This is a genomic window from Streptococcus sp. CL9.43, from assembly GCF_049737935.1.
In the GTDB taxonomy this organism is placed as follows: Bacteria; Bacillota; Bacilli; order Lactobacillales; family Streptococcaceae; genus Streptococcus; species Streptococcus infantis_I.
This window is the reverse complement of record NZ_JBKOTS010000003.1, coordinates 12,917-25,115: the sequence shown is the minus strand read 5'-3', so window position 1 is coordinate 25,115 and position 12,199 is coordinate 12,917. Positions and strand designations below refer to the sequence as shown.

Annotated in this window: 12 protein-coding genes; all 12 read left to right on the top strand. The window is 35.2% G+C overall.

Translation table 11 applies throughout. The features are described from left to right. Position 1: 1 nt before the first annotated feature. The 12 genes from cps4B to glf all read left to right on the top strand — a co-directional run bounded on the left by cps4B (position 2) and on the right by glf (position 12,195). Positions 2-733: a capsular polysaccharide biosynthesis protein Cps4B gene (gene cps4B, locus ACLNCS_RS05445; protein ID WP_074324982.1), complete on the top strand. Its 732-nt coding sequence runs from the start codon at positions 2-4 to the stop codon at positions 731-733. Positions 734-741: 8 nt separating this feature from the next. Beyond that, positions 742-1,434, top strand: a complete 693-nt coding sequence (locus tag ACLNCS_RS05440; protein WP_070679008.1) for a CspC family polysaccharide chain length determinant protein — start codon at positions 742-744, stop codon at positions 1,432-1,434. A gap of 10 nt (positions 1,435-1,444) precedes the next feature. Then, complete coding sequence (locus ACLNCS_RS05435) at positions 1,445-2,146, top strand: tyrosine-protein kinase (protein ID WP_424847656.1); 702 nt, start codon at positions 1,445-1,447, stop codon at positions 2,144-2,146. A 15-nt stretch (positions 2,147-2,161) separates the two neighbouring features. Then, positions 2,162-3,532 (top strand): sugar transferase, encoded by a 1,371-nt coding sequence (locus ACLNCS_RS05430; protein ID WP_424847654.1) that lies wholly within the window; start codon positions 2,162-2,164, stop codon positions 3,530-3,532. 4 nt (positions 3,533-3,536) lie between these two features. Beyond that, positions 3,537-4,322, top strand: a complete 786-nt coding sequence (locus tag ACLNCS_RS05425; RefSeq protein WP_424847965.1) for a LicD family protein — start codon at positions 3,537-3,539, stop codon at positions 4,320-4,322. Positions 4,323-4,341: 19 nt separating this feature from the next. Then, positions 4,342-5,064, top strand: coding sequence for a WecB/TagA/CpsF family glycosyltransferase (locus tag ACLNCS_RS05420; protein WP_424847963.1), 723 nt, complete (start codon positions 4,342-4,344; stop codon positions 5,062-5,064). Beyond that, entirely contained in the window at positions 5,039-6,124 is a 1,086-nt protein-coding gene (locus tag ACLNCS_RS05415; RefSeq protein WP_424847652.1) for a glycosyltransferase family 4 protein, read from the top strand. Before ACLNCS_RS05420 ends, ACLNCS_RS05415 begins: the two co-directional genes overlap by 26 nt. Beyond that, a complete protein-coding gene (gene wecB, locus ACLNCS_RS05410) occupies positions 6,121-7,209 on the top strand; it encodes a non-hydrolyzing UDP-N-acetylglucosamine 2-epimerase (protein WP_424847650.1) in 1,089 nt (362 codons plus the stop codon). Before ACLNCS_RS05415 ends, wecB begins: the two co-directional genes overlap by 4 nt. A 5-nt stretch (positions 7,210-7,214) precedes the next feature. Next, positions 7,215-8,180: a glycosyltransferase family 2 protein gene (locus tag ACLNCS_RS05405; RefSeq protein WP_424847648.1), complete on the top strand. Its 966-nt coding sequence runs from the start codon at positions 7,215-7,217 to the stop codon at positions 8,178-8,180. A gap of 6 nt (positions 8,181-8,186) precedes the next feature. Further along, a complete protein-coding gene (locus ACLNCS_RS05400; protein WP_424847646.1) occupies positions 8,187-9,602 on the top strand; it encodes a flippase in 1,416 nt (471 codons plus the stop codon). Positions 9,603-9,819: 217 nt separating this feature from the next. Next, positions 9,820-10,968, top strand: coding sequence for a polysaccharide polymerase (locus ACLNCS_RS05395; RefSeq protein WP_424847644.1), 1,149 nt, complete (start codon positions 9,820-9,822; stop codon positions 10,966-10,968). 129 nt (positions 10,969-11,097) lie between these two features. Beyond that, positions 11,098-12,195 carry a UDP-galactopyranose mutase gene (gene glf / locus ACLNCS_RS05390; RefSeq protein ID WP_424847642.1) on the top strand — a complete coding sequence of 366 codons (1,098 nt, stop codon included), beginning with the start codon at positions 11,098-11,100 and terminating at the stop codon, positions 12,193-12,195. Positions 12,196-12,199: the final 4 nt, after the last annotated feature.

Genomic DNA, 12,199 nt, shown 5'->3' with positions numbered 1-12,199 from the left:
GATGATTGATATTCATTCACATATTGTTTTCGATGTTGACGATGGACCTAAAAATAAAGCTGAGAGCAAGGCCCTCCTTGAGGAAGCTTACGCACAAGGTGTACGTACTATTGTTTCGACCTCTCATCGTAGAAAAGGGATGTTTGAAACACCAGAAGACAAAATTGCAGCTAATTTTAGCGAAGTCAAACAGTTGGCTCAAGAAATTGCACCGGATTTGAATATCGTGTACGGAGCTGAGATTTACTTTTCTAGTGATGTTTTAGAAAAACTTGAACAAAATATCATCCCAAAACTCAATGACACTCGTTATGCTTTGATTGAGTTTAGCATGAATACACCTTATCGTGAGATTCACAGTGCCTTGTCTAAGGTTCTCATGTTAGGAATAACGCCTGTGATTGCTCATATCGAACGCTACCACGCCTTGGAAAATGATGAAAAAAGAGTGAGAGAGCTTATCAATATGGGATGTTACACGCAAATTAATAGTTCAAGTATTCTAAAGCCAAAACTATTTGGTGATACCTATAAGTTTATGAAAAAACGAGCTCGCTATTTTCTAGATAGAGATCTAGTTCATATCGTGGCAAGTGACATGCATAACCTAGTTGATCGACGACCTTATATGAAGGAAGCCTACGAATTGGTTAGTAAAAAGTACGGCCAAGAAAAAGCCCGTGAGCTTTTCACAACCAATCCTGCAAAATTGATTAAAAATCAAATATTATAGGAGTTATAATGAAAGACAAAGATAAAATCGAAATTGATGTAGTACAAATGTTAAAAGTATTGTGGAAGCGTAAATTATTTATCGCTTTAGCAGCTATTGTTGCTGGAGCTATTGCTTTTGCCTATAGTTCGTTTGTGGTTAAACCTGAATATACAAGTACTACACGTATCTACGTTGTTAATAGAAATCAAGCTGATAAACCTGGATTAACTAACCAAGATTTGCAAGCAGGTTCTTACTTAGTAAAAGACTACCGTGAGATTATCCTTTCTCAGGATGTATTGGAAAAAGTAGTGGCTGAGCAAGGATTAAATTTTGATGCGAAAGCTCTTGCTAGAAAAGTTCAAGTAACAGTTCCGGCAGATACACGTATTGTGTCAATTTCTGTACGTGACAGTAAACCTGAAGAAGCAAGCCGTATTGCCAATGCCCTCAGAGAAGTAGCTGCTCAAAAGATCATTTCAGTAACACGCGTGTCAGATGTAACGACCTTAGAAGAAGCTCGTCCTGCTGTATCACCATCTTCTCCAAACATTCGTCGCAACACAATCTTGGGTGTAGGTGCAGGAGCAAGTGTTGTGATTCTATTGGCTCTATTAGTTGAACTATTGGATGATCGAGTGAAACGTCCAGAAGATATTGAAGAAGTAATGCATCTCTCACTTTTGGGAGTTATTCCAAATCTAGAGAAATTAAAGTAAGGGAGTAAACATGGCAAAGTTAGAATTATCAGAAAAACGCCAAGCGTTAGTAAAAAAAGCAGAAGAATACTACAACGCTCTACGCACAAATATTCAATTGAGTGGAGATAAGTTAAAGGTTATTGCGGTGTCTTCAGTTAGACCTGGAGAAGGAAAATCTACGACATCAACCAACATTGCCTGGGCTTTTGCGCGTGCTGGTTACAAAACACTCCTTATTGATGCAGATATTCGAAATTCTGTTATGTCTGGGGTCTTCATGTCAACCGAAAAAATCACTGGTTTAACAGACTACTTGTCAGGTACAAAAGATTTGTCACATGGTTTGTGTGAGACAAATGTGGAAAATTTGTTTGTTATCCAGTCTGGAGCTATTTCTCCTAATCCAACAGCCCTTCTTCAAAGTGAAAAATTTGAAGTCATGATAGAAACACTACGTAAGTATTTTGACTACATCATTGTAGATACAGCTCCGATTGGAGTAGTTATCGATGCTGCGATTATTGTTCAAAAATGCGATGCTTCTATTCTAGTAACGGAGGCTTCTGCTACGAAACGTAGAGAAGTTCAAAAAGCTAAGACACAATTAGAGCAAACAGGTGTACCGTTTTTGGGAGTTATTTTGAATAAATTCAATATCCATCTTGAAAAGTATGGTACTTATGGTACATATGGTGGATATGGGAATTACGGTGTCTACGGTAAAAAATAAGTTTAGGGAGGAAATATGGAAGGAAGGGGTTTCTATAACGTAACTCTAGCGTTTTTGCAGAGTATACTCGTTAGTGTATTAGCTTATATACTGATTTCTGTTACAGAGACAGAGATTGTTGCAAAAACTGTGTTTGTCCTTTATTTTCTTCACTTTGCTGCCTTCTACATTAGTGGCTATGGTAAGGATTTTTTCAAGCGAAGTCAGTCGGTTGAATTGATAGAGACAGTAAAATACATCATCTTTTTTGCCTTGTTAATTAGTTTCTCTAGTTTTTTTCTTAAAGATCAATTTGTTATTTCTAGAAGGGGAATGATTTATTTCCTTTCTTTATACGGGATTCTAAATTATATTCTTAGTTTTGTTATTAAAAAATATTGGGTTCAATTTAATCATAATTTAAAAGGGAGCCGAAAAATTCTTTTGATAACAGCGACATCTCGTATTGAGAAGGTAATAGAGCGTCTTTTAACAGCTAGTGACGTCACGGGTAAGTTAGTAGCTGTAAGTGTACTAGATAAACCTGATTTTAGACATGATAAAGTTAAGTCTGTTCCATCAAAAAATCTTATTAATTATGCAACTCATGAGGTAGTAGACGAAGTCTTTGTGAATCTACCTAGTGAGGATTATGATATCGGTAGCATTATTTCACAATTTGAAACAATGGGAATTGATGTTACTGTAAATTTAAATGCCTTTGATAAGAATTTAGGTAGAAATAAACAGATCCATGAGATGGCTGGATTGAATGTAGTAACTTTTTCTACAAACTTATATAAACCAAGCCACATAGTTGCCAAACGAATTATTGATATTTTAGGGGCAATTGTTGGGCTAATCATCTGTGGACTGGTAAGCATAGTCCTTGTTCCAATGATTCGAAAAGATGGCGGGCCAGCTATCTTTTCTCAAACCCGAGTCGGTAAAAATGGTCGCTATTTCACTTTTTATAAATTCCGATCTATGAGGGTAGATGCAGAAGAAATCAAGCAGCAATTGATGGATCAAAATACCATGCAAGGTGGTATGTTTAAAATGGATAATGATCCTCGAGTTACAGAAATTGGTCGCTTTATACGTAAAACTAGTATTGACGAGTTGCCACAGTTTTGGAACGTACTGATTGGGGATATGAGCTTAGTAGGAACTCGCCCTCCAACAGTGGATGAGTACGAAAAGTATACGCCTGAGCAGAAACGTCGATTGAGCTTTAAACCAGGAATTACTGGGCTATGGCAAATTAGTGGTCGAAGTGGAATTACCAACTTTGACGATGTTGTCAAACTAGATGTCGCTTATATCGATGATTGGACAATTTGGAAAGACTTCGAAATTTTATTAAAAACAATAAAAGTAGTGCTGATGAGAGATGGAGCAAAATGATTCTATGAATAAAGTGAGAGAAATTCAATTAGGAGAGTTAACTCTTTTAGAAAGTTATATCGATCTTTGTAAAAGACATGATTTGCGTTATTACGCCTTGGGTGGGACATTACTCGGTGCCATTCGTCATAAAGGATTTATCCCATGGGATGACGATATGGATTTAGGAATGCCTAGAAAAGATTATGAAAAATTCTTGTCAATTTGTGAGAAAGAGCTTCCTGAAAGTGTTATTTTAAGACTTCACGATGATAATCTAGGTAATACTTCGATTATGGATACTTCAATCCAAATTCAATTTGGCAATGAATGGTGTAGTCCTTTTATTGATATCTTTCCCTTAGACGGTTACCCAGAAGACGGAATCCATTACTGGGTGCATACAAATAAAATAAAGTTCTATCGTGCCTTGTCTAAAATTTCTGTCATCGATCGTTTGCATGAGAGAGATAGGGGTTCATTCGAAAATGCAATTGTGAAAATTTCAAAAATCTTTAAATTAAATAAGCTCTTAAACACTTCAAAAATTAACAAAAAATTACAAAGTATCATTAAACAATATGATTACGAAACTAGTACCATAGTCGGAAATGTCTTGGGTTCCTACCGCGAGCGAGAACTCGCAAGAAAAGAAGTGTTTGGGGAACCACAATTACTAGAATTTGAAAATTTACAAATAAGTTGTCATGCAAATCCTGATGAATATTTGACAAAAATATATGGTGATTACATGCAACTACCAAAAGAAGCTGAACGGAAGGGTCATTTTGAGTCTACGTGGGGAGATTAAATTGAATAGTTTTGATTTAATGGGGGTCAGAATTGACCCCTTAACAATGGACGAAACTGTCCAAGCTGTTGAAAAATTTGTTCTTGAGCAACGCCCACTCCATCTAATGGGGGTGAACGCAGACAAAATTAATCAATGTCAGATAGATGAATCGATTAAAAAGATAGTGAACGATTCTGAGATCATTAATGCAGATGGAGCTTCAGTTGTTCTAGCTTCTCGCTTTTTGGGTTATCAAGTTCCTGAGAGAGTTGCTGGGATTGATTTGATGCAAAAGTTGCTCCATTTAGCCAATGAAAAGTCATATTCGGTTTATTTTTTTGGTGCCAAGGAAGAAGTTTTAATAGATATGTTGGAAATCTTTAAGAAAGATTATCCAAATTTACGAGTCCTTGGACATCGTAATGGTTATTTTTCTGAAGAAGATGAATATGGCATTCAAGAAGATATTCGAGCAAAAAATCCGGATTTTGTTTTTGTCGGGATTACCTCTCCTAAGAAAGAATACATTATCCAAAAGTTCATGGATCATGGTGTAAATTCGGTATTTATGGGAGTTGGAGGTAGCTTTGACGTTTTATCTGGCCATATTAAACGAGCTCCTCTCTGGATGCAAAATGTGCATCTTGAATGGCTGTTCCGAGTGGCAAATGAACCTAAACGTCTCTTTAAACGTTATTTTGTAGGGAATGCCACTTTTATTAAGCGAGTTTTAGATGAAAAACGAAAATCAAAAAAATAATATTTTACATATTTCACGTACCATGGATATCGGTGGTGCAGAGCGTATTGTTTACCAGTTGAGCTCAGATTTGAAAGATGAGTTTGACAGTGTTCATGTCGCATCTACAGGTGGAATTTGGGAGAGCGATCTTGCTGCTAAAGGTATTCAACATCATAAAATTTTAGATATTGATAGTAAAAATCCACTGACAGTATTAAAGCTTCTATATTCTATTCACCAGATTATCAAAAATAATGAGATTACTATAGTTCATACTCATCATCGTATGGCTGCTTTTTATATCCGTTTATTAAAGCTTTTTAATTCAAAATTAAAACACGTTTATACTGCCCACAATGTCTTCAAAGATAAATTACCTCTATATAAATTTGCTTTAGGAAATGCAAAAAGTATAGCTGTGGGAGAAGCTGTAAATAAAAACTTAAAAGAAGACGTAGGCATTACTGATAGCCGGGTTATTTATAATGGAGTCGTTTTAAAAGAAACGGATGAGCAGGTCGATGAGATCATAAGTTATGATGGGATTAAACTTGGCTGTATTGCTAGACTATCTGAACAAAAAGGCTTGACTTATCTCCTTGATGCAATGTCTCTACTGACCGTTAAGGATATTCGATTGTTTATCGTTGGTGATGGTGAGCTTAGAAATGAACTTGAGAATAAGGTTAAAGAGCTTCATCTTCAAGATTCGGTAACATTTTTAGGATATCGTAAGGATATTGTGGAATGTATCAACAGTTTTGATTTTTGTGTTTTGCCTTCAGTATTTGAAGGATTTGGCTTAGTTGCCATTGAGGCATTTATGAATAGCAAAACCTTAGTTGCCACGGATATACCGGGATTAAACGAAGTTGTTACAAATGAAAATGGAATCTTAGTCCCAGTAAAAGATCCGATTGCCCTAGCTGGTGCTATAAACAAATTAGCAACAGATGTAGCATTAAGAAATAGTCTAGCTTTCCAAGCCAAAAAAACCTATGACGAAAAATTTAGTTATCCTATGTTTTTAGAAAATTATCGAGCGTTGTATAGAGAGATACAGGGAGAACCAAAATGAAAAAAGTAATGTTGGTTTTTGGGACACGTCCAGAAGCAATAAAAATGTGTCCATTAGTAAATGAGTTGAAGAAAAATGATTCAATTAAGACTATTGTCTGTGTAACTGGCCAACACAAAGAAATGCTGGAGCAAGTTTTAGATGTCTTTAAGGTCGTTCCAGATTATGATTTGGTGATTATGAAGGCCAATCAAACTCTCTTTACAATTACGACTAGTATTCTAGACAAGATTCAAGCAGTTCTTGAACAAGAAAAGCCTGATATTGTTCTGGTACATGGGGATACCAGCACAACATTTGCCACAGCTTTGGCTGCCTTTTACATGGGAATAAAAGTTGGGCACGTGGAAGCAGGGTTGCGAACTTATAATCTCCAGAGCCCTTTTCCTGAGGAGTTTAATCGTCAAACAACTTCTATTATTGCGGATTATCATTTTGCACCAACAGAAACGGCCAAGGAGAATCTTCTGAAAGAAGGAAGAAAAAATATCTTTGTGACTGGGAATACCGTTATTGATGCTTTGAAGACAACTGTTCAGGAAAATTACGACCACCCAATTTTAGAATGGGCTAAGGACAGTAAGTTAATTATGCTGACAGCTCACAGACGTGAAAATCTTGGGCAACCAATGGAAAATATGTTTAATGCTGTTAATCGTATTTTAAATGAATTTGAAGATGTAAAAGTTGTTTACCCAATTCATAAAAACCCTAAGGTTCGTGAGTTGGCAAGTAAAGTCTTTGGGGATAATGAACGCATGAAAATCATTGAACCTTTAGAAGTTATTGATTTCCATAATTTTATGAACCAAAGCTATATGATTTTAACAGACTCTGGCGGTGTTCAGGAAGAGGCTCCATCTTTAGGGAAACCAGTTTTAGTCATGCGTGATACCACAGAACGTCCTGAAGGGATTGCGGCAGGAACTTTGAAATTGGTAGGAACAGAAGAAGAAAATATTTATACGAATTTTAAACTACTTTTGAAAGATGAAGCAGAATACAACAAGATGAGTAAGGCAAGCAATCCTTATGGAGATGGAAAAGCTTGTGAAAGAATCGTCGATATCATTTTGGAAGGATAGGCATAATGGATAAGGTTTCTATTGTTGTACCAGTATACAATGTCGAAGATTGTTTAAGTTATTGTGTAGACAGTTTAAGACAACAGACTTATAAAAATATAGAAATTATACTGGTAGACGATGGTTCGACAGATGCTTCTGGAGAAATCTGTGATCAACATGCTCAAGAAGATGAGCGTGTACGAGTACTCCATATTGAAAATGGAGGAATATCCAATGCTCGAAATACAGGAGTTAAAGAAGCCTCAACTGATTGGATTATCTTTGTTGATTCAGATGATTATTACGATAAAAGAACTGTAGAATATTTAGTAGGACTTAGAGATAAATACGGAGTTGAACTAGTAGCAACTCCAGTAATTGAAGTTCGAGATTATGAATCTAAAGATTTCTCTGGCTCTTTAACGGAGAAATCTTCTGAAAAATTAGATCGCTATACAGCCTTAAAAGAGATGTTCTATGGAAATCGTGTAGGGACTCATTCGGGTGGGAAACTTTATAAGAAGACGATTCTGTCACGTTTCCCTTATCCTAAAGGAATGCTTTACGAAGACTTAGCAATAGCTTACGAGCATATTGCTTCTTGTAAACACATTGCGGTAGGAGACATTAATCTATATAAATACTATCGAAGACCAGGAAGTATTGTAAATTCTAAGTATAGTGATCGTCTCTTAGATTTTTACAAGGCCATGGAATGGAATAGAAGTTATATCGAACGAGACTATCCTAATGATAAGGAAATGAGAAGAGCTTTAAACGTCCGCTACGTCTTTAATGGTCTGCATATTGTACATGCTATGCTTAGTTCAGATATGTATGCTGAAGTTAATAAAATTAGAAAAGAATACATTCAATATTTCAAAGATGTTATTCTGAATTCAAATGTTACAAGGAAAAATAAAGTGAAATACTTGATGCTTTTGGTTTCTCCAAAACTGTATGAAAAAATTAGAGAGAAGATGAGTTAGGTAAGAATGAAGGTTTTAAAAAATTATGCATATAATCTCTCTTACCAGCTACTAGTGATAATTCTTCCTATTATAACAACACCTTATGTAACTAGGGTATTTAGTTCAACTGATTTAGGTACTTATGGTTATTTCAATTCCATTGTAACCTACTTTATTTTATTGGCGACATTGGGCGTGGCCAATTATGGTACAAAAGAAATTTCAGGCCATCGTAAAGATATCAGAAAAAACTTTTGGGGCATATACACCTTGCAATTTGGTGCGACCATTCTGTCGATATGCTTATACATTCTCTTATGTCTGTCCTTGTCATTTATGCAAAATCCCGTTGCATATATTTTGGGCTTGAGTCTGGTATCTAAGGGGATGGATATCTCTTGGTTATTTCAAGGGTTAGAGGATTTTCGCAAGATAACAGTTAGAAATATTACTGTTAAACTGGTCGGTGTTATTTCAATTTTCTTATTTGTAAAATCAGCAAATGATTTATATCTTTATGTGTTTTTGCTAACAATATTTGAATTATTGGGGCAGTTTAGTATGTGGTTGCCAGCTAGAGAATTTATCGGGAAACCACATTTTGATTGGTCCTATGCTAAACAACACTTGAAACCAGTTGTTCTCTTGTTTTTGCCGCAAATAGCTATTTCGCTATATGTTACTTTGGATCGTACTATGCTAGGGGCATTAGCTTCGACTAAAGACGTCGGAATTTATGACCAAGCCTTAAAATTGGTCAATATTTTGCTTACACTAGTGACTTCGTTAGGAAGCGTAATGCTTCCTCGTGTTGCCAATCTCCTATCAACTGGAGATCACAAGGCTGTAAACAAAATGCATCAGATGTCTTTCTTAATATACAATTTAGTCATTTTTCCTATAATAGCAGGAATGTTAATTGTTAATGATGATTTCGTGCAATTTTTCTTAGGACAGGATTTCCAAGATGCTAAATATGCGATAGCAATTATGATTTTTAGAATGTTCTTTATTGGCTGGACAAATATTATGGGTATTCAAATCTTGATTCCACATAATAAAAATAAAGAATTTATGATTTCGACAACTATTCCAGCTATTGTGAGTGTCGGTTTAAATTTATTATTACTACCTAAATTAGGTTATATCGGAGCAGCCATTGTTTCTGTATTAACAGAAGCCTTAGTATGGGCTATTCAACTGTATTTTACAAGAAACTATTTAAAGGAAGTGCCTCTTCTAGCTTCGACTTTTAAAATTATAGGAGCATCAGCTCTTATGTACGGTGTACTATTCGTTGTAAAAACTACAGTGAATTTTACGCCTGTTATAAATGTTATGGTATTTGCTACAATAGGAGCGATACTTTACATTTTTCAAATACTATTCTTAAAGGTAATTAGTCCAAAAGAGTTGAAACAGCAGTTATTGAATAAGTGAAATTGAAAGGAATAAATAAAAATTTCAGTAGCTTATAGTCTTATTGTAAAATGAACTCTTGTATAGATTAAATTCGCTTTGGTTGATAAAATAGTTAGGAAAGGGAGGATAGAAGAGTATAAGTGAACTAGAAGATTAAAGAAATATTATTTTTTCTCATTCAATTCCATATTTCTTTTTCTTATCATTCACTCTGTATGATTCTTTTTCAAAAAATATGATAAAAATTAAATTTGAAAACCTACTAGTCAGCATTGTTGTATCTGTAGTGGTATTTTTTAATACCATATCAACTACGATGCTGGATAGGACTTTTTTTCAAGTCAAAGTAAATTTCCTATTTTTGGTTGTATTGCTTTTAGGGCTTCGTTTTTTGTATAAAATGCGGGTCTCATACAAATATCTAATACTTTCTATTCTATTGTTGCTTTCGGGGGTTTTAGTGTATTTTCAAACGAACAGACTTAATTTTCTAGTCTATTCGATGCTACTAGTTCTCTTGGTTAATGTAGATATGAAAGTAGTTTTGAGGAACTATGTAGTTGTAGCTGGTATTCTCGTAGTTGGTGTTTTTCTTTTATCGCTGGTTGGCATGGTTCCTAACTTGCAATATAATCGTGCGGGAGTTATTCGAAATTCGTTTGGGTTTATTTATCCTACGGATTTTGCATCACATTGCTTCTATCTATTTTTAGCAATTTCTTATCTTTTAAAAGATAAATTTATATGGACCAGATCTCTGTTTGGTGTCTTGCTATCAGCTTTTATTATAAAATACTGCGATGCACGTTTAAATGCTTTGTCAATTTTGTTAGCGACAGTTATTTTCATTTATTTTTATTATAGCAATGGGAAAAAACTAAAAATATTTGCCTTGTTGCCTTATTCGGCTGTTGTATTTGCATCAACTGTTACCTATTTGTCATACAAGTTTTCTTGGTCTAATCCATTTTTGGTATCGATAAACAAATTAATCACGGGAAGGCTAGCTCTAGGTAGGAATGCATTTGATACATTTGGAGTCCATCTATTTGGGACGAGAAACGTTCAATTTATAGGATCAGGTGGAAAAACAGAATCTGTAATAGGGTATAACTATGTAGATTCCTCTTATGTGCAGATGTTATTTACATATGGAATAGTGCCTGTAGTTCTATTGATAATAATTTATGTTGTCGCCTCAAAGAAACAGTATAAGGATGGTCAATATTTATTAGTTGCGATTTTATCATTGATTGCTTTTAACTGTATGATTGAAGCCTTCTGGTTTGTTCCTACATATAATATATTCATGTTTTTACTATTTACAACAAATACTTTTAGCAAAAAAAAATCAAATGATATTATTGCAATAAATGAGACCTAGCTCTAATACTAGATTTTAGGTGGGTCTAATACATGATATGATACCTTTCTAAAAAACAACTAACTTTTGCTGATCCTGAGTCGGCAATAATAAGAAATGTAAAGTTCATTAACGGAGTTTTAATTTAATATGTATGACTATTTAATTGTAGGTGCAGGTTTGTCTGGAGCAATCTTTGCACACGAAGCTACAAAACGTGGCAAAAAAGTAAAAGTGATTGACAAACGTGATCACATTGGTGGGAATATCTATTGTGAAGAGGTTGAAGGTATCAATGTTCACAAGTATGGTGCCCACATTTTCCATACTTCCAATAAAAAGGTTTGGGATTATGTTAATCAATTCGGGGAGTTTAATAACTATATCAATTCACCAGTAGCTAACTATAAGGGAAGTCTTTACAATCTTCCATTTAATATGAATACCTTCTACGCTATGTGGGGAACTAAGACACCACAAGAAGTCAAGGATAAGATTGCCCAGCAAACGGCTGATATGAAAGATATTGAGCCGAAAAACTTGGAAGAACAAGCCATCAAGTTGATTGGTCCGGATATCTATGAAAAATTGATCAAGGGTTATACAGAAAAGCAATGGGGACGTTCTGCAACAGACCTTCCTCCATTTATCATCAAGCGCCTTCCAGTGCGTTTGACCTTTGATAACAACTACTTTAACGACCGTTACCAGGGGATTCCAATTGGGGGTTATAACGTTATCATCGAAAATATGCTGAAGGATGTAGAAGTAGAACTTGGCGTTGACTTTTTTGCCAATCGTCAAGAATTAGAGGCTTCTGCTGAAAAGGTTGTCTTTACAGGGATGATTGACCAATACTTTGATTATAAACATGGTGAGTTAGAATACCGTAGTCTTCGTTTTGAACACGAAGTTCTGGATGAGGAAAACTATCAAGGAAACGCAGTTGTTAACTACACAGAACGTGAAATTCCTTATACTCGTATTATTGAGCATAAACACTTTGAGTATGGTACTCAACCAAAGACGGTTATCACTCGTGAATATCCAGCTGATTGGAAACGTGGAGATGAGCCATATTATCCAATCAATGATGAGAGAAACAATGCCGTGTTTGCCAAGTATCAAGAAGAAGCAGCCAAAAATGACAAGGTTATCTTCTGTGGTCGCTTGGCAGATTATAAATACTATGATATGCATGTGGTCATTGAGCGTGCCTTAGAAGTCGTAGCAAATGAGTTTGACTGAAAGA

Excerpts from the sequence above, each read along its gene's own strand:
- cps4B (WP_074324982.1), top strand. The coding sequence starts at position 2 with ATGATTGATATTCATTCACATATTGTTTTCGATGTTGACGATGGACCT.
- ACLNCS_RS05440 (WP_070679008.1), top strand. The coding sequence starts at position 742 with ATGAAAGACAAAGATAAAATCGAAATTGATGTAGTACAAATGTTAAAA.
- ACLNCS_RS05435 (WP_424847656.1), top strand. The coding sequence starts at position 1,445 with ATGGCAAAGTTAGAATTATCAGAAAAACGCCAAGCGTTAGTAAAAAAA.
- ACLNCS_RS05430 (WP_424847654.1), top strand. The coding sequence starts at position 2,162 with ATGGAAGGAAGGGGTTTCTATAACGTAACTCTAGCGTTTTTGCAGAGT.
- ACLNCS_RS05425 (WP_424847965.1), top strand. The coding sequence starts at position 3,537 with ATGAATAAAGTGAGAGAAATTCAATTAGGAGAGTTAACTCTTTTAGAA.
- ACLNCS_RS05420 (WP_424847963.1), top strand. The coding sequence starts at position 4,342 with ATGGGGGTCAGAATTGACCCCTTAACAATGGACGAAACTGTCCAAGCT.
- ACLNCS_RS05415 (WP_424847652.1), top strand. The coding sequence starts at position 5,039 with ATGAAAAACGAAAATCAAAAAAATAATATTTTACATATTTCACGTACC.
- wecB (WP_424847650.1), top strand. The coding sequence starts at position 6,121 with ATGAAAAAAGTAATGTTGGTTTTTGGGACACGTCCAGAAGCAATAAAA.
- ACLNCS_RS05405 (WP_424847648.1), top strand. The coding sequence starts at position 7,215 with ATGGATAAGGTTTCTATTGTTGTACCAGTATACAATGTCGAAGATTGT.
- ACLNCS_RS05400 (WP_424847646.1), top strand. The coding sequence starts at position 8,187 with ATGAAGGTTTTAAAAAATTATGCATATAATCTCTCTTACCAGCTACTA.
- ACLNCS_RS05395 (WP_424847644.1), top strand. The coding sequence starts at position 9,820 with ATGATAAAAATTAAATTTGAAAACCTACTAGTCAGCATTGTTGTATCT.
- glf (WP_424847642.1), top strand. The coding sequence starts at position 11,098 with ATGTATGACTATTTAATTGTAGGTGCAGGTTTGTCTGGAGCAATCTTT.